The 21,093-nt window shown below is 50.9% G+C and carries 12 protein-coding genes and 1 pseudogene; 6 read left to right on the top strand and 7 right to left on the bottom strand.

All coding sequences use genetic code 11. The annotated features are described in order from the left end of the window. Positions 1–7 precede the first annotated feature (7 nt). Together JIN87_RS03625 and JIN87_RS03620 are read right to left on the bottom strand one after the other, a co-directional pair. Positions 8–1,519: an alpha-L-fucosidase gene (locus tag JIN87_RS03625; RefSeq protein ID WP_200354159.1), complete on the bottom strand. Its 1,512-nt coding sequence runs from the start codon at positions 1,517–1,519 to the stop codon at positions 8–10. Positions 1,520–1,849: 330 nt separating this feature from the next. Further along, a pseudogene (locus tag JIN87_RS03620) lies at positions 1,850–2,239 on the bottom strand (MaoC family dehydratase); the annotation flags it as partial. Between JIN87_RS03620 and JIN87_RS03615 the strand changes: the two are divergent. The 3 genes from JIN87_RS03615 (at position 2,235) to JIN87_RS03605 (ending at position 9,002) form a co-directional block, all read left to right on the top strand. Continuing rightward, positions 2,235–2,831, top strand: coding sequence for an alpha-L-fucosidase (locus JIN87_RS03615; protein WP_200354157.1), 597 nt, complete (start codon positions 2,235–2,237; stop codon positions 2,829–2,831). The pseudogene JIN87_RS03620 and the gene JIN87_RS03615 sit on opposite strands and share 5 nt — an antisense overlap. A 370-nt stretch (positions 2,832–3,201) precedes the next feature. Then, positions 3,202–7,392 (top strand): glycoside hydrolase family 2 TIM barrel-domain containing protein, encoded by a 4,191-nt coding sequence (locus tag JIN87_RS03610; RefSeq protein ID WP_200354156.1) that lies wholly within the window; start codon positions 3,202–3,204, stop codon positions 7,390–7,392. Positions 7,393–7,418: 26 nt separating this feature from the next. After that, entirely contained in the window at positions 7,419–9,002 is a 1,584-nt protein-coding gene (locus JIN87_RS03605) for a sulfatase family protein (RefSeq protein WP_200354155.1), read from the top strand. Between the two features lie 169 nt (positions 9,003–9,171). On the opposite strand, the gene JIN87_RS03600 is transcribed toward JIN87_RS03605, so the two are convergent. The 3 genes from JIN87_RS03600 to JIN87_RS03590 form a co-directional block, all read right to left on the bottom strand. Next, the gene (locus tag JIN87_RS03600) at positions 9,172–10,854 is read right to left on the bottom strand and encodes a glycoside hydrolase family 32 protein (RefSeq protein WP_200354154.1); all 1,683 of its coding nucleotides are present in this window, start codon (positions 10,852–10,854) and stop codon (positions 9,172–9,174) included. A gap of 140 nt (positions 10,855–10,994) precedes the next feature. After that, on the bottom strand, positions 10,995–12,341 hold the full coding sequence (locus JIN87_RS03595) for a sugar porter family MFS transporter (protein WP_325176363.1): 1,347 nt from the start codon (positions 12,339–12,341) through the stop codon (positions 10,995–10,997). Next, positions 12,256–13,224, bottom strand: a complete 969-nt coding sequence (locus tag JIN87_RS03590) for a PfkB family carbohydrate kinase (protein ID WP_200354153.1) — start codon at positions 13,222–13,224, stop codon at positions 12,256–12,258. Before JIN87_RS03590 ends, JIN87_RS03595 begins: the two co-directional genes overlap by 86 nt. Positions 13,225–13,357: 133 nt before the next feature. Between JIN87_RS03590 and JIN87_RS03585 the strand changes: the two genes are divergently transcribed. Then, a complete protein-coding gene (locus JIN87_RS03585; protein WP_200354152.1) occupies positions 13,358–14,431 on the top strand; it encodes a LacI family DNA-binding transcriptional regulator in 1,074 nt (357 codons plus the stop codon). A 62-nt stretch (positions 14,432–14,493) separates the two neighbouring features. Here JIN87_RS03585 and JIN87_RS03580 read toward each other — a convergent pair whose 3' ends face one another. Beyond that, positions 14,494–15,426, bottom strand: a complete 933-nt coding sequence (locus JIN87_RS03580; RefSeq protein WP_200354151.1) for an AraC family transcriptional regulator — start codon at positions 15,424–15,426, stop codon at positions 14,494–14,496. Between the two features lie 89 nt (positions 15,427–15,515). On the opposite strand from JIN87_RS03580, the gene JIN87_RS03575 reads away from it, so the two are divergent. Both JIN87_RS03575 and JIN87_RS03570 read left to right on the top strand, forming a co-directional pair. Next, positions 15,516–16,940 carry a sugar porter family MFS transporter gene (locus tag JIN87_RS03575; RefSeq protein WP_200354150.1) on the top strand — a complete coding sequence of 475 codons (1,425 nt, stop codon included), beginning with the start codon at positions 15,516–15,518 and terminating at the stop codon, positions 16,938–16,940. Between the two features lie 65 nt (positions 16,941–17,005). Then, the gene (locus JIN87_RS03570) at positions 17,006–20,230 is read left to right on the top strand and encodes a DUF5107 domain-containing protein (protein ID WP_200354149.1); all 3,225 of its coding nucleotides are present in this window, start codon (positions 17,006–17,008) and stop codon (positions 20,228–20,230) included. On the opposite strand, the gene JIN87_RS03565 is transcribed toward JIN87_RS03570, so the two are convergent. Beyond that, a complete protein-coding gene (locus JIN87_RS03565) occupies positions 20,222–21,046 on the bottom strand; it encodes a 3-keto-disaccharide hydrolase (RefSeq protein ID WP_200354148.1) in 825 nt (274 codons plus the stop codon). The two genes, JIN87_RS03570 and JIN87_RS03565, sit on opposite strands and share 9 nt — an antisense overlap. Positions 21,047–21,093 lie beyond the last annotated feature (47 nt).

The raw sequence follows: 21,093 nt of genomic DNA, 5'->3' as shown, positions 1-21,093 counted from the left end.
TATTGAATTAGTTAGTACGCAGACGGTAGACGAGGGCGATTTCGCTCTCGAAGGTGTTTGGTGCTTCGATGTGGATACCTTGCATGTCGCGCTTCCACTCAACCTTCTCGGTAGATCCGATGAGTTGGATGGAGTCGATCGCCAGGGCTTCTCCGGCTTTGCCACGCTTGAAGGACTCGAGTGTAATGACTTCGTCCTTACCTGGTTGCTTGAGAACGAAAGCGTAGACGTAGCTGCCGTCTTTGCTTTGCGTGTAGCGGATGTCCTTGGATGTGTAGATCGTGGTGGTCTTGATGCCGCCATGAGTACCCTTTTGGTATTGAGTTGGGCCTTCACCGTAAACGTACCATGGACGGGTCGCGTAGATGGCTTCACCGTTCATTTCGAGCCACTCACCCATCTCGAGAAGAACGTTCTTTTGGTCCTCGGGAATCGTTCCATCGGCCTTTGGAGAGATGTTGAGCAGAAGAACGCCGTTCTTGCTTACGATGTCGATCAACCCGTGAACGACCATAGAGACTGGCTTGATCTTGAGAGTGTCGGTGAAGCTCCAGCTACCAAAGCTAACGGTGTCGTCACTCTGCCAAACTTCTGGCGAGATGGTTTTCTTGCCGCCTTTTTCGATGTTGAAGACCGCGACATCGTCAGGGAAGTCACGTTGCTTGTAAGTGGTGACAACTTGCTGCCCCTTCTTTTTACCTTCCTCGTAGTAGTATTTTAGATACTCGCGACGGTAGTCCTCAGGGATCTTGTCGAGCCACGCATCGAACCAGATGATGTCCGGATCATAGTTGTCGATGACTTCCTTGAGCTTGCCGAGCCAGACTTCCTCGAGCCATTGGTCCTCCGGCATGTTGCCGTAGAGATACTTGAGCTCGTCATCCTCGCTTGCAGGTGGCATGCCTTCGAAAGCTGGCATGTGAGTGTGGTTGTAGTGACGTCTGTGTCCGAACTCGTACTCGTAGTTTTCCGGATCGTTTGGACGCTGCAGGTTACGAGCGTGGTGGAAGGTGGCGATGAACTTCATGCCTTCGGCACGGATGGCTTTTTCGAGTTCGCCGGTGATGTCGCGCTTCGGACCTTTGTCCGCTACGTTCCAAGGCGTGATCTCGCTATCCCACATGGCGAAACCATCGTGGTGCTCCGCAACCGGGCCTGCGAAGCGAGCGCCAGCCTTTTTGAAGAGTTCTGCCCATTCTCCGGCATCGAAATGTTCTGCTTTGAACATCGGCACGAAATCGTGATAGCCGAATTCAGAAGGGTGTCCGTACTTTTCCACGTGGTGCTTGTAGACCGGGTGGCCTTCGAAGTGCATCCAGCGCGGGTACCATTCGCTGCTGTGCTCTGGCACGCTGTAGGGACCCCAATGGAAGTAGATTCCGATTTTAGAATCCTTGAACCACTCAGGCTCGTTTTCAAATTGGTGGAATTCAGTCCAATCCAGCTTGAACTCGTCGGCGCTGAGAGAGCTCAGGACTACGGTAGTTGCTAATGTTAGGGTCGTTAGGGGAGACTTCATGAGTTACGTTTCGCTGATCTATTCGATTATCAAAATACGTTCCTCGGTAGGGCGAGGATGCGAAACGCTCTCTCATCGAGGTTCATTGGGCAACGCACAATGAACTGAGCCATTTCAGTGTGGCGGAAGATTGTACTTTTTGAACCACATTCTGACTGTTTTCCAAGAGGGGAGACGGGTGTGGATATAACAAATGCGACAAAGCGTTGTAGCTGGTGTGAGCCGCTGGCAGGGAAGTAGGGGTGGCGCTTGCCGCCACGCCGCATTGCAGGAGGTGGTAAGCTAAGTCCTTGCGGCGTGCCGCAAGCGGCAGCCCTACATGAACCAAAACTACTTCTTCTCCACTTGGTCCTCCCAATCCTTTGGATTGCGGTACTTTACGGTTTGGATGTGTTCGGCGTAGAGGGCAAGTTCGCCTTCGCCTTTGAAGATTTCGTAGCTCACCTTGATGAGGCCCATCTCGGCGTACTTGGGGCGTTTCTCGAGGTGGGTGCGGATGGTGTAGATGGTGTCTCCGATAAAGACGGGTTTGATGAAGCGCAGCTTGTCGTAGCCGTAGCTAAAGGTGTGGATGTTGTTATTGGCCATCAAACCGAGGCCGTAAGAGAATACTTGAGCTCCCGCGACTAGGCGCTTGCCGAAAAGGCCCTCCTCTTTGGCGAAGCGTTCGTCACCAACATATGGATGCATATCGAGGACGAGAGAATTGAAGAGCATGGAGCGTAACCGGATGCCGAAGATCTATCCTGATCCTTGGCTAACGGATAATTCTATCTCCAAGAAACTGTGGATCTGGTCAACGGAGCTCGTTTGCTATCCAACGAACAACTTAGTCGATGACCTGGTGGACATCGTGAGTAAGAACGGATGTTTGTTGCTTAATTTGGCTCCACCCCCTGATGGAACGATCCCTGAGGATCAGCAGCAACGCCTGCGTGAAATGGGGAAGTGGCTTAAGATGAACGGCGAAGCGATCTATGAAAGCCGTCCTTGGTTGATTTATGGTGAGGGGCCGACGGAAACCAAAGTGGGGCATCTCGCGGATATGCAGTTCGACGGTTTTGGGAATGAAGACATTCGCTTCACAACCAAGGGAGAACAACTGTATGCGATTGCCTTGGGCTGGCCGGAAGATGGCACGTTGGAGATCAAGTCCTTAGGCGGAGCTCGTTACAATACCGACATTGAGAGCGTCGAAATGATCGGTCACAAGGGTGAGCTCAAGTTTGAGAAGACACGTGATGCACTGGTTGTTCACTTCCCAGAGGAGAAGCCTTGCGAGCATGCCTTTGTGTTGAAGCTGAACCGGTAGGGGTTGTTGATCATATTAACGATGATACGGTCTTCGACCTACAAGATCGCCTTTGGCGAGCATGATGAGAGTTCGAGTTGTCTTTAGAGAACACTTGGATTTCGTTGCCATCATGTTGCGAAGCATCATCGCTAGCGAAGCGATCATCGTTAATTTCTTCAGGTGCACAATTTACCACGGGTAGAGATTAGAAGCGTGGCACGAGGAATAATTGGTAAATTCTGAAACTGATTTTGTCTGTTTGAACCTGGTTGCGCTGTTGACTAGAGGATCGCTAGTAAAGGGGTGCTCAATCGATTCAACGTAGTTGTTTTGGATATAATAAACCCAAGCAGTTAACGATCACTTTCGAACGACTACCCTGAATTCTATGAAGCACTGTAGCCTCTTTACCCTAACATTCTTTTTTGCCTCGGCCCTTTTCGGATCGGCTGCGGGTGAAGGCGAACTCTCGCTAAATGGTGATTGGAAATTCTACGCCATCTACGGCGAGGGCTCGAACTACATGAATATCCGTGTAACGGATACGGATATTGTGGTCGACAACACCGACCCAAATGTCGAAGCGAAGGGGAAGTGGAAGCTCTCTTCTACAGCGGGGAGAAACTCCCGGTTTTATGGGAAAGACTACGTGCAGCATAACTTCACGCTCACGAGTCTTAAGGGGGGTGACAAGGATGATGACTCCTACTTCAGGTTTTTGCCGCAGTTCGAGGAGTCCGGATACTACGAAGTATTCACCTATTATCCGTTCTCCTCGCATCTGACGACTCAGTACAACGTGAAGCACGCCGATGGAGTAACGACCAAGTACGTGAGCCAGCGTGTCTTTTGTAACGAGTGGAACAGCCTGGGTATCTTCAAGTTTGATCGAGAGGAAGAAAACTATGTCGAGCTAACCGCGATCGTGAGTGGAACAGTGGCTGCGGATGCGGTGATGTTTAGAGAAATCTCCGAGGAGCGTTACTTGAAGGCTAAAGAAGAGCCAGCTCGCGTCTTCCTGAGCGACTTCGATGACTCTGACTGGAACGACTTGGAAGTCCCTGGTCATTGGGGAATGATCAATGAATTTTCCAACTACACGGGGATTGGTTGGTACCGAAAGACGATCGACCTTCCTTCCAATTGGAAGAAGAAGTCTGACGAACGTTACTACCTCAAGTTCGGTGGAGTGTACCATCTGTCCTCTGTCTATCTAAATGGAAAGCTGCTTGGAAAGAATCGGGGCGGCTTCACGCCTTTCGAGTTTGATGTGACCGATGTCTTGGACTTTGGAGGAGAGAACGTAATCGCTGTTCGCGCCGACAACACTGCCGTCGTGGGGGCAACTTGGAATTGGGGCGGCATCATTCGAGATGTTGCTTTGACCAAGAACAAGGATGCGAGGATCGACTATCAGTACATCCATGCTGATCCAAACCTGAGAACGGGTGCAGCCAAGCTCACGCTCAGGGTGAAAGTCGAAAACTGCTCTGCTGAGGAAAAGACCATCAAGGTCACCTCTCGTGTTCGAGACAGTGCTGATATTGGAGACATGAGTGGCTCCTTCCGAGTCGCTGCGAATAGCGTGGAGGAAATCCAGCTGGCCACTGTTCTCACATCCGACGAGGTAGAGCTGTGGCATTTCGATAACCCGAAACTCTACCAGATGGAAACAACGATCTCCGAAGGGAAATCCGTTTTGGACCGAAGAGTTGATGACTTTGGAATCAGGAAGGTCGAACTCACTGATTCTCAAATGCTCCTGAATGGAGAACCTGTCCGCCTGGCTGGATACAACCGTGTTAGTGAGAGTCGCTACTGGGGCTCTTCGGAACCGCTCCATGTATTGGAAGAAGATGTGGATCTTATGAAGGAGGCAGGGGCGAACTTCATGCGCATCATGCATGGTACCCAGAACGAAAGGCTCTTCGATGTCTGTAATCGCAAGGGGATACTGATTTTTGAAGAGGCGAATATTCGCGATTTGGACAACGACGAGTTTCGAGCGAACTACTATCCGGTATCCAAGCTAGAAGCCGAAAAGGGGATCACGCTAGATCCTGAGATTGAGGAACTTCTCATACTCGACGAGCCCTACGTTAAGCTACGCGAAGAGCATGGTGTAAGAGTTACCGAGAAAAACTACTTCCTGTCCAAATACTGGCTAAAGGGAATGATCGAGCGCGATATCAACCACCCTTGCATCATTGGTTGGAGTGTAGGCAACGAATTGAACAATCACTTTGAATACGGGCGTGACATGATCGAGTACGTCAAGAAAGAGCTCGATCCTTACCGCCTGGTAACTTGTGTGAGCAACTCGGGACAGAAGGAGGAATACACGCCTGAGACCGACCCGAACACTTTTGTGGATATGATCATGCACAACATGTACCGTTGGCAGGGCGACCCGCAGGAGATCCTGACGACCCTCAGAACCAAATGGCCGGACAAGCCAGTATTTATCTCTGAGTTCGGATTCGATCCGTTTCCGTCTACCGCTTTGGACGGGGACAAAGAGATCTTCTCCGAATGGACAAACCACTACCGCGACAAGAACGAGTTTGTGATCGGTACCTCCATGTGGACCTTCAATGATTATCGAAGTGCCTACGCGGGAACCACCGCCGAGGAAAACCGTGTTTGGGGTGTCATCAATACTTGGAGACAGAAGCGTCGCTTGTTCGATCGGATCAAGCGAGAGCATGCTCCGGTGAAGGGCATCGAAATTACGAACATCGATTTCGACAAGGGAACTGCAGATGTGCGTATGCCAGTGCGCAGCGAGCGTGACTACCCAAGTCATGCGATGCGTGGATACAAGCTAGCCTACCAGTTCAGAGACATGAGCGGTAAGGTCGCATTCAATGACTCTATCGATTTGCCGACGATCTTGCCAACGGATGGTGAGTGGAGTGGTTCTATTTCCTGGGATGGAGTGGGATCGGATGTCTTGGACCTAACGGTAAGCCTCATGACGCCGACGCAGCACTCGCGTCTCGACAAGACCGTCTCTTTTCAGAATGCCATAGCACCTGAAATAGCGCAGATCATTTCCGGTAAGGACTCGGTGCGGATTCTCTTTGAGCAAGTTCCCAATGCTGCCGAATACTATGTCTCTTATTCTGGTAAAGGCGGCAAGGTTCAAGAGTCTTATAAGACCATCGATTCTTGGATCGATGTAGAGGGTTTGGAAGCAGGGCAGAGCTACAAGTTTCAGCTTTATGCGCTCAACGACAAGGGGAAGAGCAAGCCTTCGAAAACTGTTAAGGCGAAGGTTGGAAAGAAGGTTCTTCCACCGATCATCTGGGACTCGTTCATTGCCGGCGATAAGCTGGTGATCGGCTACTCCAGTGACTTCTTTGATGGTGACTACGTCATTCAGTACGGCTCATCCAAAAACAACTTGGACAAAGAGTTTACCTCAAATGTGAGGGGGATGGTATCAATCGAAATAGAAGGTGGAGACGAAGTGTTTTTTAAGATGAAACGAAATGCTGAATCGGGAGAGAGTAGTTGGTCTGAAACTAAGAAGGCGATCCGCCGTGTTACGGAGGACTTCAAATTATCCCTTGGAAAGGTTTCGCCCAAATCAGTTTTGAAGGATGAGGACATGCATACGTGGGGAGGGTCTGTCATTAAGGGGGAAGATGGCCTCTATCATATGTTCTATTCCCGCTGGAAAAAGGATCTCGGTTGGGCGTGGGTAACGCACTCTGAAGTCGCACATGCTGTTTCTGAATCCCCGTTTGGACCGTTCACGTTCAAGGACGTCACCCTGCCTTTGAGAGGAGCTGAGTTTTGGGACGGCTTGTGTACCCATAATCCCACTATCCATAAGTTCGACGGAAAGTACTATTTGTACTACATGGGCAACACGGGCGATGGCATAAATCCCTGCGAGCCCGGAAAACTCGAGTACAATTGGGTACATCGGAACAACCAACGCATAGGTGTCGCCGTTGCGGACGACCCGAATGGACCTTGGGAAAGATTCGACGAGCCATTGATCGATGCGAGTACCGATAAGAATGCCCTAGATGCTCTACTGGCGAATAACCCATCAATCACCAAGCGTCCCGATGGCGGCTACTTGATGGTTTATAAGGCGGTAGGGAAGAAGATTGATCGAGTATCAGGCGGTCCAGTCGTGCATTGTGTAGCGACTTCGGATCGCCCGACAGGCCCGTTTAAGAAGTATGATAAACCTGTGTTTACAGCTAAGGGGACTGATTTCCCCGCGGAGGATCCGTTTATCTGGTATCAGGATGGTAAATACCGTGCGATCGTTAAAGATATGCATGGAGCCTTCACAAGCGCGGGGCGTGCCCTCGTGTTATTTGACTCTGAAGATGGTTTCGATTGGGACCTCGCTTCAAACCCTTTGGTGTCCACCTTACAGATCGAGTGGGAAAACGGTGAGGTGCAGGAACTGGAGCATTTGGAGCGTCCGCAACTTTACATGGAAGATGGCAAACCAGTCGCCTTGTTCTGCGCGGCAGATACGCGGGATGACAATAATGTCCTGCATTCCTTCAATGTACACATTCCTGTGCTTTCTGAGGGGGCACTGGAGTGATGGAACTCCTTTCAATTTAGATACTTATGAACGTTCTCATTAGGAAACTTCTGATTCTAGCCAGTTGCTTGTTGTTCTGCGTTGAACTGCAAGCGAAGGCGAAACAGCCGAACATCATTTTCATCATGTCGGATGACCATGCCGCCAATGCAATTGGCGCGTATGGAAGTCGTTTAGCCGGTCTCGATTTGACTCCAAATTTGGATCGCCTGGCGGAAGAGGGAATTCTTTTTGAGAATGCATTTTGTAATAACTCCATCTGCACCCCGAGCCGTGCATCGATTATCACTGGTCAGTATCCACAAACCAATGGCGTATTGGACTTGGACCATAAGCTCGGTCCGGAGAAGCAGTACCTCCCAAAGGAACTTAAAAAACTAGGCTATAGCACAGCGGTTATCGGGAAGTGGCATCTGAAGAAAGAACCGGCTGCTTTCGACTACTACAAGGTGCTGCCGAGCCAAGGAAAGTATTTCAATCCGACCTTCCTTGAGAAAGGGAAGGGCGAATGGCCGAAGAATAAAGTGGAAAGCGAAGGGCATTCCACGGACGTGATTACGGATCTGTCGATCGATTACCTCAAGAACTTGGACAAGTCGAAGCCCTTCTTTTTGATGCATCACTACAAGGCACCGCATGACTTTTTTGAATACGCCCCACGCTACGAGGAGTTTTTGGCGAAGACAGAGATCCCAGAGCCCTCAAGCTTGTACTACCAACCAAACTGGGGCTCGGAGGGAACGCGTGGTAAGGACGGATCGCTCGAGAATTACATCGGGACATCCGTTTCGGATAGGCACATGTACCGCAACTACAACGACATCTTCTTGGATGGGAAGTTCGAGGGAAATGAAGCAACCCACCTTGCTTATCAAAGGTACATGAAGGACTACCTGCGTTGCGTGAAGGGGATCGACGATAATCTCGGTCGCTTCTTTGATTACCTTAAGAAAGAAGGGCTTTGGGAAAATACAGTCATCATCTATACTGGCGACCAAGGCATGATGCTTGGGGAGCACGATCTTCAGGACAAGCGCTGGATGTATGAGGAATCGATGCAGATGCCCTACATCATGCACTACCCGAAGATGATCGAATCCGGAAGGGTGACTGATCTCTTGGTCAATAACACGGATTTCGCTCCGACCATGATCGAACTGGCTGGTGGCAAGACGCCTGATTATATGCAGGGCAAGAGCTTCAAACGAACGCTAGAGGGCAAGGAAGAGAAGGATTGGCGTAAGGCGACTTATTATCGTTACTGGATGCATATCATCCATCATTATGTTCCGGCACACTTCGGGGTGCGTACCAAGGACTACAAACTCATCTTCTACTACGGTAAGCACTATCTGCCTGAAGAGGAATTCAAGAATTTCTATTGGGGGAAGACCTACCACGGCATCGAAAAGGAGACGCCGCACACTTGGGAATTCTACGACTTGAAGAACGATCCGCAGGAAATGGTCAACAGGTACAATAATCCTGAATACAAGCACATCATCGCCCAGCTTAAGGAAGAGCTGAAGCGACAACGCATCGAGCTAAACGAAACCGATGAGGCCTATCCAGAGATCCAAGCAATTGTGGATGCCTATTGGGATAAGTAGAGGTGTTCTAAAGGTAGCGTCCGCTGTCCCAGCGGACATCTAATAGGTAGGTGGTACGCCCGCTCCGCGGTCGTACGGTCGGCCGCGGAGCGGACGACCCACCTCAAATATTGTTTTGTGGCCGCTTGGGACTACCGAGCAAAGCGACAAAACGAAGTGCCCACGGCCGCTACCTTTCCTCCCAGATCGAGGACATCTCGTAGACCTCTAGCTTATCCAGCAGTGACTGGGCTTTGTTAGACCAAAAGGGGGAAGATGAGAAGACTTTGAGGTGGAGGTTGTCCTCTTGGGCGATGTGGTTGGCGGTGATGTAGGCTCGGCCGTCGTTGCCAAAGATCTCGATACTGGTTCGGTCTACGATGATCTCGAGTTTGATTTTGTTGTCGATGGGACGGAGGTACGAGTCTTGGATTTTGTAGTCCATCGCATCGTATCTGATCTTGTATCCATTTATCTCTAGTCCGAACTCGAAGTCGCCGAGGAGCTCGAACTCGGCTTTGATATGGAGGGTGCGGCTTTGGATGCCGGTATCTAAGGTGTTGTCTTTGTCGAGAACACGTTCGCTCCAAGTGTGTTGCTTGGTGTGAAGTTTTTCGATTTCAGAAATGGGAGTCGGTAGCATGAGGATCCCGTCTTCGTAGGTAACGAGTTTGAGCTCGGTAGGGAAGAGCATGATCTGGTTGAAGGGCATACCGGGGGATTTCATGCCTCTTCCCCAAGCAACTTGGATGCGTCGCCCATCTGGGGTGTCGTTGTAGGTTTGCGAGGCGTGGAACTTACCTTTGAAAAAGAGCTTCTTGTCTGTCTCAGGTGTGAAGACCTTACCATCGAAGGAACCGAGGCGGTACTGCCCGTTGCCGCCGTACATTACCCATTTCATATTGTTCGGGTCACCGTCGACGGGGAGCTCGAAGAGTTCAGGGCATTCAAAGAAACCATGTACCTGAGATTGGTATTCCCATTCTTTCAGGTCTGACGAGGTGTAGATTTGCAGGGCACGATCGCTGTATTTGAAACCACGTTCGTTTGTCCTGTCGGTCTCGTCATAGAGAACCATGACCCAGTGCTGACCGGGTTCGTACCAAAATATCTTTGGATCACGTCCGGCGTGGGTGATGACCGGATTGCCCTCGTATTGCGCAAAGGTGAGGCCGCCATCGAGGCTGTAAGCGATACACTCGCCGCGCCCTGTGCTGGTGTACGCGACCACAAGTGGAGCTTCTCCGTTAGTTCCGAAGCCCGAGGTATTGTGGTGATCAATTACCGCTGCGCCGGAGTAGGCGTTGTCGTTATAGGCGGGAGGGGAAAGAGCGATTGGCAGTTCCTTCCAGTGTATCAGGTCCTCGCTTACAGCGTGTCCCCAGTGCATGTTGCCCCAGTTCCAACCGTAGGGGTTGTGCTGGTAGTAGAGGTGGTAGACGCCGTCTTGGTACACGAGCCCATTCGGATCGTTGAGCCAGCCGCGTTTGGCGGTGAAGTGAAGCTGTGGTCGTAGCGATTCCTGGTAAACGGTTTCAGCGTTGTGGATTTGATCAGAGAGGTAAGGTTTGGCGTCCTCCCCCTGCAGGGGCTTCGAGAGAATGATCTCGAGCGTTTTGCCTTGATGATTGCTGAGGTCGTGAGGAACCCAGAAATCAGGCTTTTCTGATCCTATCTGAATGTCGAACTCGGCGATACGTTCGCCATCTGCTTCGAGGCGTACGCGTTGAGTTCCGCGCTCATTGTCTATCGGGAGATTGAGATACCTGTTGTCGATCTCATGAGTAAAGCTCGCTTGTCCTACTGCGTTGCATACGTGTATGGCTACAAGGGTGACGATCGAAAGTGTTCGGGATAGGGGGCGTTTTTTCATTCGAATTCGGGTCTGACAGTCCGGTGCTAGCGGCGAGTCTGTAGGTCGCCGCGATGAGGCGACAGGGATGGCGGGTCAGCGCCCCGCCCTACAGTTTTTGGTGATGAAATGACTGGTAAGCGTTTGGATTTTATAGGTTGCTACCTTTTTTGTGCGAATAAAGCCTGTATACGCTCGAGGGATACACCTTTGGTTTCGGGAACGAAAAAGCGGACCCATAGAAGCTGTATTACCATCATGAGACAGAAGAAGCCGAAGACGTAACCGGCTGGAAATTTCGTGACGAAAAACGGGAATACGAGTGTTAGGCTAGCGGCGAAAATCCAATGAGTGAAGGATCCCAATGCCTGACCTGAGGCACGATCTGAATTTGGAAAAATCTCTCCTATGAAGACCCAAATGACGGCTCCTTGGCCGATCGCATGTGCGGCTATGAAAGCGAATATGCAAATTGGAACGATGGAAAAATTCTCGGTAAAGAATGCGACCGAACACGCTCCGAGGGAAAGTATGTATCCAATCGATCCTAGATAGAGCAAAGTGCGCCGTCCAAGTCTGTCTATCAGGTACAGGCCTACAAAGGTGAATATAAGATTGGTAACTCCGATACCTACCGACTGCAACAATGCCGCTGATTCCCCGAGGCCGGTTTTCTCGAAGATTCTAGGAGCGAAATAGAGGATAGCGTTGATTCCGCTGAGCTGATTGAAGAACGCGATCAGGAATGCGAGCAGAATAGGGCGCTTTAACTCCTTTCTCCAGAAACTTGCCTTAGGGCCAGTCGGTTTGCTGGTCGCAATTTCGTGAGCTTTATCCAAGAGTTCTTCTTTGGAAAGTCCCGGATGCGTTTGGGCAAGAGTCTCGATCGCTTCGTCGGATTTGTTTCGCTTGGTGATGAGCCAGCGAGGGCTTTCGGGGATTAGGAAGCAAAGTGCAGTGTAGACGATAGCAGGGAGAGCTTCGATCCCGAGCATCCAACGCCATGCGTTGTCGCCGATGTTGGCGAGTGCGGCGTTGGAGACAAAGGCGATCAGGATTCCGAATACGATATTGAACTGGAACATCCCCGCTAGTCGCCCGCGTAGGTGCGCGGGAGCGATCTCGGCGATGTACATAGGTGCGGCAACGGTCGATATGCCCACTCCGATGCCTCCGATGAAGCGCGCGAACATGAAGGTGTATTCTTCCGGAGCCAATGCGGAGCCAACAGCGGATGTGAAATAGAGCACGCCGATGCCGAGCAGAGTGTTGCGACGTCCGAACCGTTCAGCGGGCCAGGCTCCAATGAGTGCTCCGAGAACGGTTCCCCACAATGCGGCGCTCATCGCTAGGCCATGCATCGTAGGCGAAAGCTGCCAGAGTTTTTCGATCGTTTGCTCGGCACCCGAAATAACTACGGTATCAAAGCCGAAAAGGAAGCCGGCGAGGGCGGAGGTTACGGACCAAAGGTAGAGCTTGCGATTGTTCATATGGTTTGGGGGAGGGATGGAAGAAGATGCTTGGGAAGCTGCACTGTTGCTCCAATCTGCGAGCAGACAAAGGCTGAGACACGAGTTGCTTGTTTTGCCGCGTGCTCGATGGGGGCCCTCTGAGGAGGTATGTACAGAATGTGGCTGCAAATGAGTCGCCAGCTCCAGTTGTATCCACAACGTCAATATTCTCAGCGGGCATTCGGACGATCTCGTTTTCGTGCAAGATCAGGCTTCCCTGCCGACCGCATGTCAGGATTATGAGTTTGAGGCCGTAATTGCCACGGATCTGCTTCAGTTGATCTCTTACTTCCCCTTTCAGATTTAAGATCTCAGAGAGCTCGCCGAGCTCCTCGTCGCTTAGCTTCAGAGCGTTAGCCATTTCAAGTGAGGAGAGAAGCGTTTCGCTGGAGAAGTGGGGCTTTCGAATGTTTACATCAAAGAGCTTCAGCGTTTGCGGTGGAGCCTTTGTGATAAGCTGCCGGATGGTCGTCTTGGAAGCGTTAGATCTTTGGCAAAGGCTACCGAAGAATATTGCGTCTGCGTTTTGAGTGAGGAGTTCATCTTCGGGGAAAAGTCGAAGATCGTCCCAGGCGTTTTCCGGATCGAGACTGAAGATTGGGCTTCCTTGCGTGTCGTGGGCAATTTGGGCTTTGCTCGTCGGCAAAACTTGGTGGCGCTGTACGTGGGCGGAGGAGAGTCCATGACTCTCAATCTCGCGAATCGCTTCAGCCCCATCGGAGTCGGTGCCGACTGAGGAGATGAGCGTTGGTTTCGCTCCCATTTGCGAGCAGATATACGCAAAGTTGAGAGGAGATCCTCCGAGCCGCTTCTCTTTATCAAAGCAGTCCCAGACGATCTCTCCAATGCAGAGAATACGTGGCGATGGGGAAGGGGGCATTTCTGGCAAAGAATTGAAAGCCGGTCAGATTATGTAAACGCGTTTAAAGCGAATAAAACCGAAAAGTCTTTGTCAAAGTTAGCATTTACTTGTCATTTGTGAGCTGTGGTGTGGATCTTAGAAAATAGCGAGCATGAGGAAGCTGAGGCACATTGAGATTTACGAGCATCTGAAGAAAGGGATTCGCCTAGGACACTACAAATTTGGGGAGTTGCTTCCTACCGATCTCGAGGTTTCGGAGCGTTTTTCGGTCTCGCGTCCGACTGCCTCGCGAGCGTTTTCTTTGCTCAAATCGGAGGGATGGATCTCGCGTCAGCCAGGTCGTGGTACGGTCGTGACGCGGCGTCCAAGCAGGCGATTGCTCCGCGTGGGGGTGTTGATCCCGCATCTGGGCAGAATCGAAATTTTCGATCCGATCGCCGAATCGCTCGAGAGTTTTTGTTACGAGGAGGGGATTGAGTTGTTTATCGCAAGACCTGACTCTAGGAAGTCATCAATTGAATCAATCGCGAAGCAACAACTTGATGCTTGTTTGAATGCTGAGCTGGATGGTGTCTTCTTTGCTCCGGTTGAACATGTCGATGGTGGTCAATCTTTGAATACGAGGATTCTTGATCGGTTGATCGAGGCTGGAATCGCTGTCGTACTGCTGGATCGTGATGCTTTGCCTTGGCCGCAACAAACTTCGCATGATCTCGTTGGAATCGACAACATTCAGGCAGGTTTTGTTGTGGCAAACCATCTGCTGGATCGAGGTTGCAACAATCTGCTTTTTGTTTCGGGGGCGAAGTCTGCCATGACTATCAAATTGAGGATCATGGGTTGTCGTGAAGCGCTGATTCAGCGGGGATTCTCAACTAAGCAACTGCAGTACCTATCGTTGTCTCAGAACACTGAACGGAGTGTATCAAAAATATTGAGACGAAATGTGGACGGCCTTATTTGTGGAAATGATGCTACCGCAGCAATCGTGCAAAGGCACCTTCTGGACCATGGAACGGCGATCCCGAACGAGCTGAAAATGGTTTCGTTTGATGATGTCCGGTTTGCGACCTCGGTCGACGTGCCGCTTTCCACTTATCAGCAACCTTGTCGCGAGATAGCTCAAATCGCTGGCCAAACGATGCTCGAGCGCCTAGAGCACCGCGAACGTGCTCCTCGACGAATCTTTCTCAAGGGTAAGCTAGTCGTGAGGAAGAGTAGCTAGTTGGTGTGCTGTTAAGGCGAAACACTCGTGTCTTCAGATTCTAAGGACACTTCACTTTGGGATCAGTATTTTCGTTCCCGCTCTCTAAACTGTGACGGGGAGCAGCCTTGGACCTTTTTGAAGAGGCGGCTGAAGTAGTAGGGGTCGTCGTAGCCAAGAGCTCGAGCGATGTGGATGATCGGTTGTTCGGTCTGGTAGAGCAGGTCGCAGGCTTTGCGGATCTTGAGTTGGAGGAAGTAGGAAATGGGAGATTGATTGGTATGCTCCCTGAAAAGCTTGCTGTAGTGGGGAATGGACAAGCCAGCTTGTTGGGCGAGCTCTTCCAGTGAAAGCGTAAGGTCGAGATGGCGCTCCATGAAGCTGATGGTCTTTCGGATACTTGCTCCTGATTGTTGGTTATCTTGCTGGAACCGGCCGGCGTGGAGCTTGAGCTTGCTCAGTAGCCCCATGAACTCTGCGGTCATGGTGAAGAGGCCAGAGTCGGAGTAATTGTAGTTAGTACACGAGTAGGTGCTTTCGAAGGCTTCTTTGATTTGCTCAATGTCAGGGGAGTTGATGACGGGAGAAGAGAGGTGGTAGTCGAACGACTCGAGAATTGAATCCGTCAAAGGGCCGTTGAAGTGGATCCAAAAAATCGACCAAGGATCCTTTTGTGAAGCTTGGTAAGTGTGGGCTTGAAGTGGCGGAATGAGAATGGCTTGGCCGGCAAGCACGGAGTGGGTCTGATTGGCGATATTGAGCCATCCTCGCCCTCGCAAACAGTAGATCAAAATGGCCTGAGGAACTCCCTCTGGTCGCTCCACGTGGTGAAAGGGAGCAGTTTGATAGGAGCCGATATGGGTAACGTAGAGTTGCTGGACAACCGGGAGAGATCGACAGCGTTCGATGGCCGATTCTGGGAGGATGGTGAGACGCTGATTGGGAAAGCCCTCACGGATGCGCTTGATGGGACCGATCGGAGAAGGTGAGGAGGGGAGGTTTTGCCCAGAATTCATAAGATAGTCCATTAACTAACATGTGATAGTTAATTTCAAAAGGAATTAATCTGTGCTTAAATAGCCGTTTTAGCATCAGAATATACATCATGAAGATTGAAAGGATCTCAAAAAAAGGGAATTCGTATAATCTCGGATTCGTGTGGATGATCAGTCTAACCGCTGCGATGGGTGGGATGCTCTTCGGTTATGATTGGGTCGTGATTGGTGGAGCGAAGCCCTTCTACGAGGCTTACTTTGGATTAGTGGGTGAGGGGCAGGCGTGGAGAGCTGGATGGGCCATGAGTTCGGCTCTTGCTGGATGTTTAGTCGGAGCGTTAGTGTCGGGAGTCATTACTGACTGGGTGGGACGGAAGAAGGTTCTGATTGTGGCGGCGATGTTGTTTATCGTATCTGCTGTTTGGACGGCTTTGTCTTATTCTTTCGATACGTTCATTCTTGCCCGTATCATAGGCGGAATGGGGATTGGCCTGGCTTCCAATGTCTCGCCGATGTACATCGCTGAGGTTTCACCATCGGAAACACGTGGTAAGCTTGTATCCATAAACCAACTAACGATCGTGGTCGGGGTGCTCGCTGCCCAGATCGTAAACCTTCTGATCTACAACTCTGATCCAGTGCCGGAGGATGCGTCGGCAGCAGTTATTTTGGATACTTGGAATGGCCAATATGGCTGGCGTTGGATGTTCGCTGCGGAAACGGTACCGGCTGCCTTGTTCCTCCTGTTTGCGATTATCATTCCCGAGTCTCCTCGTTGGCTGATCAAAAAGAACCAGACTGAAAGAGCTCGTGGGATTCTCGAGAAGATTGGCGGAAAGTCTTACGCTGAGTTTGAGCTCAGGGACATCGATTCGACGCTCGAAGGCGAGCGGGATCAAGCAGGAGTTCGAGAGCTGCTGCGACCGAAGCTGCTCAAGATCCTTGGGCTCGGTATCTTCATCGCTATGTTTCAGCAGTGGTGTGGCATCAATGTGATTTTCAATTATGCCCAAGAGATTTTTGCGTCAGCTGGATACGATGTGAGCGGTATGATGTTTAACATCGTTATCACCGGAGTTGTGAATCTGGTCTTCACCTTTGTTGCGATAAAGACGGTCGACCGGTGGGGACGCCGTCCTCTGATGCTGTTGGGTTCCGGCGGCTTGATGGTGACTTATGCGATCTTAGGGGCGTGTTATTATTTCGAGTTAAAGGGGGTAGTCGTACTGGTAGTCGTTCTGACCGCGATTGCTTGTTACGCCATGACGCTTGCGCCGATTACATGGGTGCTGCTTTCTGAGCTATTTCCGAACAGGATACGAGGTGCTGCAATGAGTCTTTGTGTATCCGCACTTTGGATCGCGTGCTTTGGGCTGACGGTTTCGTTCAAGCCGATCAACGTTTCTCTAGGAGCTGCTGGAACGTTTTGGCTGTATGGGGCGATTTGTTTGCTCGGGTTTGTGGTGTTGAAACGGTTTGTGCCGGAGACGAAGGGCAAGTCGTTGGAAGACATCGAACGTGAGTTGGTGGATTAGTTAGGGGTACCCTGACGTTTTAATGAGGAGAATAGCAGAGGTATTGTGTCCAGAGATTAGAGAAAATGAAGACAACTGAAGCTAAGCGCGAACCGCTTGTAATCCCAACGTATGGTTTGGGAGCTCCCGAGAAGAATCCGCTTTTTTTTGAAAAGCGAGTGTACCAGGGCTCTTGTGGAAAGGTTTACCCGGTTCCGTTTATCGACAAGGTGTTCGATACTCCGGATCCCAAGGCCTATGACTCAGTGCGCTTGGAAAACGAATACGTACGCTTGGTCATGCTTCCGGAAATCGGAGGGCGGATTTTTCTAGGACAGGACAAGGTCAACAATGACTACGATTTCTTCTATCGGCAGAACGAGATAAAGCCTGCTCTCGTCGGTTTGGCGGGGCCCTGGATATCCGGTGGAGTCGAGTTCAATTGGCCGCAGCACCATCGCCCCGGTACGTACATGCCTACGGATGTGCATATCGAAGAAGAGGGGGATGGCGCTCGAACCGTTTGGATGTCGGAACATGACCCGATCAATCGCATGAAGGGGATGCACGGGATTCGACTGAGACCGGATAGTGCTCTAGTAGAGTTAAAGGCGCGTCTTTATAATCGCACACCGTTTACGCAAACCTTTCTCTGGTGGGCCAACGTCGCGGCTGAGGTGCACGATAACTTTCAGAGCTTCTTTCCGCCAGATGTGCACTACGTGGCGGATCATGCTGTGAGGGCGCAGAGTTCGTTCCCAATCGCGAACAATGATTACTATGGTGTCGACTACGCTTCACGAGCTGGGGCAAACGACATCAGTTGGTACAAAAATATCCCGGTGCCGACCAGCTACATGGTTTGTGACACCAAGTTTAGTTTCTTTGGAGGTTACGACTACAATGCGCAAGGTGGCTTTATCCACGTGGCGGACATAAACATTTCGCCAGGCAAGAAGCAGTGGACTTGGGGGAATCATGAATTCGGTTGGGCCTGGGATCGCGAGCTGACGGATCGAGTTGGAGCAACGGGACGTCCCGCCCCCTATGTGGAGTTGATGGCCGGTGTTTACACCGATAACCAGCCGGATTTCAGCTACTTGCAACCTTACGAAACCAAAACCTTCTCGCAGTTTTGGTGGCCGTACAAAAAGATAGGGCCTGTGCAGAATGCCAATAAGGACGCGGCTTTACGGTTGGTTTTAAGTGATGAAGGTACGCTCGATCTTGGCGCTGTGGTATCGCGAAAGATGGAAGGAGTACGGATCCTTTTGAGAGAACGAGACAAGGTCCTGATCGACGAGCGAGTGGATCTCTCTCCTGAGGATCCTTGGCAGAATCAGAGCTTGCGATTTGAGGGCGAAGATATCGGTGACTTGGAACTTAGTATCGAGAATGTGATTACCTATCGCCCGATTGATGCGAGTCAGCTTGAGCGTAAGCGTGAGGTGGCTACGGAGCCTGCCTCTCCTGAAGAGACAGAGACGATCGAAGAGTTGTACCTGACCGCGGAGCATTTGGAGCAATATCGTCACCCAACGCGTTACCCAGAGTTGTATTGGGATGAAGCTCTCAAGCGAGATCCGCAGGATGCCCGCACCAATATTGCGTATGGTCGAAGCAAGTTGAAGAGAGGCTTGTTGGAAGAGGCGGTGACGCATTTCGAGACAGCAATCAAGCGATTGACTCATCGACACCCAAATCCTTGTACCAGTGAAGCTCACTATTTCCTTGGGGTGACGCTGAGATTCCTAGGGCGTTTTGAGGAAGCTTACGCGGCTCTGTTTAAGGCGACTTGGAACTATGAATGGCGTTCCGCTGGTTACTATGAATTGGCCCAGATCGATTGCAGTAGAGGACGTTATGAGTCGGCGTTGGAACACTGTGACTGTGCTTTGGATACGAATCGGCAGTTCAATAAAGCGATCATCTTGAAATCGATCGTCTTGGGAAAATTGGGGCGTACATCTGAAGGCTTGCTTGATTCGTTGCTGGAAGTGGATCCATTGGATCACTGGGCTCGGTATGTGTCTGAGGATATTGAAGGCTTTTTGTTAAAGAGCCGGAATGATGCCCAGACGGTTCTGGATGTTGCTTATGACTTTGCGGATGCGGGTTTGATCGAAGAAGCGATTGCTGTGTTGGAACTCCACCATAGTCGTTCGGTAACGGAAGTGGCTGTCCCGAATCCCTTGCAAGAATCTCAATTGACTCACTATGTGCTTGCCTGGTTGAAGAAAGATAAGGAGGCCCTGAAGGCGGCTAGTCGATTAAAGTCTGACTACCTGTTTCCCTCGCGTTTGCATGATCAATTGGTCCTCGAGTGGGCATTGGGAGTGAATCCTGAGGATTCGAACGCCGCGTATGGCTTGGGCAATTACTACTTTGATCGCAAGCGGCACGAAGAGGCGATCGCTGCGTGGGAACAAGCCAGTAGAGTGTCACCCAAGTTCGCCACGGTTCACCGAAATCTTGGGATCGCCTATTGGAACATCCGGCGCGATGTGGAAGCGGCCCGTGTTGCTTATGCCCGAGCGGTTGAGTGCGACCCTAGCGATGCACGGCTTTGGGCTGAGTTTGACCAGTTGAAAGCTAAACTTGGCGATCCAGTTGAGGAGCGTTTGCAGTGCCTCTTGGAACGCCCGGATCTCGTGTCACAGAGAGATGACTGCACTGTTGCTCTGGCAGAACTTTATAATGAGACAGGGCAGCCCGAGCTTGCTTTGGATATTCTTTTGAATCGCCGTTTCCACCCTTGGGAAGGCGGCGAGGGTAAAGTGCTCAGGCAATACACGACTGCCAGATTGTTGATTGGTCAAAGAGCTTTGAATACAGGAGATGCTGAGGAAGCTCTAGAGCAATTTGAGCTGGCTATGCAACCGCCTCAGAATTTAGGAGAGGCGTATCACTTGCTCCAAGCGAAAGCGGACGTGAGTTATTGGACTGGGATGGCTTTGCGTGCCTTAGGGCGCGAGGAGGAAGCGGTGGCTCAGTTTGAAACCAGTGCAAATGAAGCAGGCGATTTCCAGGCGATGGCGGTTACTGAACACTCGGAGTTGTCTTTCTATCGAGGTCTTTCACTCAAAGAACTGGGTCGAGAAGCGGAGGCGGAAGCATTGTTCGAAGACATGAAGTCTTTTGCGGTTAGAGAGCGAAAGAAGTCCGCTCAGGTCGATTATTTCGCAACTTCGCTTCCACTGCTTTTGGTCTTCGAGGACGACCTCAACGAAACGCGGCAACGTGAAATGAACGAACTGATTCGTTTAACCGAAGAGGGGCTAGAGAAAGTAGAAGGCGAAAAACTAGTTTGAGAGAAAAGCTTCTATTGGAAGGGACTTCTCAAACTCTTTGATTTCGATATTTCGGTAGAAGATCTCTGCGGTTTCGGATTGAAAGCCGATGATGCCTTCCGAAAGGGGAAGGTCCTGGGCGATGTTGACGACTTCACCATTGAGCTTGTGGATCGTGTATTCGTTGCCCATGACGATGACTTCGCAGTGGTTCCATTCACCGTCGAGCGCGTGGTAGTTGTCCGTTGGGGACGCTAGGTGCATCCAGCCTTCGGCCCGAGTTGCTTTGCCACCTTTTTGCGGGTGGAGGAAGGTGGCCTCTTTAGTATCGTCTGATGGGAACCAGAGATAGTTTTTGCCAATAAGGTCACCGGTATGATTGCGATTCTTGGTGTGATCGTAGCGGACTTGGTACTCGATTCCTTCTGGCCAGATCTTGTCGTCTACGACGTGGTAGTAAACGCCTGCGTCGTAGTGCCATTTATCGAAATTGTTAGCTATCTTGCTTCCCCATTTGTAATCGAAGCGGAGGATGAACTTGCTGAACTTCTTTTTGGTGTAGGCCATCCCGTGGGTGTGGTTCTTGCTCGTGGCAAGTTCGTACTCCTCGGGGAAAGTGTCGTCGAAGACGTGAACAATGCCGTCGTTGATCGCGAAAACCCGCCGGGCAAGGTCCTGATCTTCGCTTCTCAATTTGAGATACCACCCATCCCAGTTTTCGCCGTTGAATAAATCTTTGAAACCATCGTTGCCGGAAGCAACTGCCGAAGGAGCAACCGAGCAGGTGAGCGTCAAAACCGCGAATAGAAGGAGCTTAAGCTTGAGAAGTGGGGTCATACGTTTGGGGGCAGGAGGTTTGGGAGGTAGGAAACGAGAAGAATACG

It is taken from the genome of Pelagicoccus mobilis, from assembly GCF_016595505.1.
GTDB classification, from domain to species: Bacteria; Verrucomicrobiota; Verrucomicrobiia; order Opitutales; family Opitutaceae; genus Pelagicoccus; species Pelagicoccus mobilis.
Note: the sequence above shows the minus strand (reverse complement) of the source record. Positions and strands in the feature narration are given on the sequence as shown.

Bases quoted from the DNA above. Each gene is read 5' to 3' on its own strand.
- JIN87_RS03625 (WP_200354159.1), bottom strand. From the start codon at position 1,519: ATGAAGTCTCCCCTAACGACCCTAACATTAGCAACTACCGTAGTCCTG.
- JIN87_RS03615 (WP_200354157.1), top strand. From the start codon at position 2,235: ATGGAGCGTAACCGGATGCCGAAGATCTATCCTGATCCTTGGCTAACG.
- JIN87_RS03610 (WP_200354156.1), top strand. From the start codon at position 3,202: ATGAAGCACTGTAGCCTCTTTACCCTAACATTCTTTTTTGCCTCGGCC.
- JIN87_RS03605 (WP_200354155.1), top strand. From the start codon at position 7,419: ATGAACGTTCTCATTAGGAAACTTCTGATTCTAGCCAGTTGCTTGTTG.
- JIN87_RS03600 (WP_200354154.1), bottom strand. From the start codon at position 10,854: ATGAAAAAACGCCCCCTATCCCGAACACTTTCGATCGTCACCCTTGTA.
- JIN87_RS03590 (WP_200354153.1), bottom strand. From the start codon at position 13,224: ATGCCCCCTTCCCCATCGCCACGTATTCTCTGCATTGGAGAGATCGTC.
- JIN87_RS03585 (WP_200354152.1), top strand. From the start codon at position 13,358: ATGAGGAAGCTGAGGCACATTGAGATTTACGAGCATCTGAAGAAAGGG.
- JIN87_RS03580 (WP_200354151.1), bottom strand. From the start codon at position 15,426: ATGAATTCTGGGCAAAACCTCCCCTCCTCACCTTCTCCGATCGGTCCC.
- JIN87_RS03575 (WP_200354150.1), top strand. From the start codon at position 15,516: ATGAAGATTGAAAGGATCTCAAAAAAAGGGAATTCGTATAATCTCGGA.
- JIN87_RS03570 (WP_200354149.1), top strand. From the start codon at position 17,006: ATGAAGACAACTGAAGCTAAGCGCGAACCGCTTGTAATCCCAACGTAT.
- JIN87_RS03565 (WP_200354148.1), bottom strand. From the start codon at position 21,046: ATGACCCCACTTCTCAAGCTTAAGCTCCTTCTATTCGCGGTTTTGACG.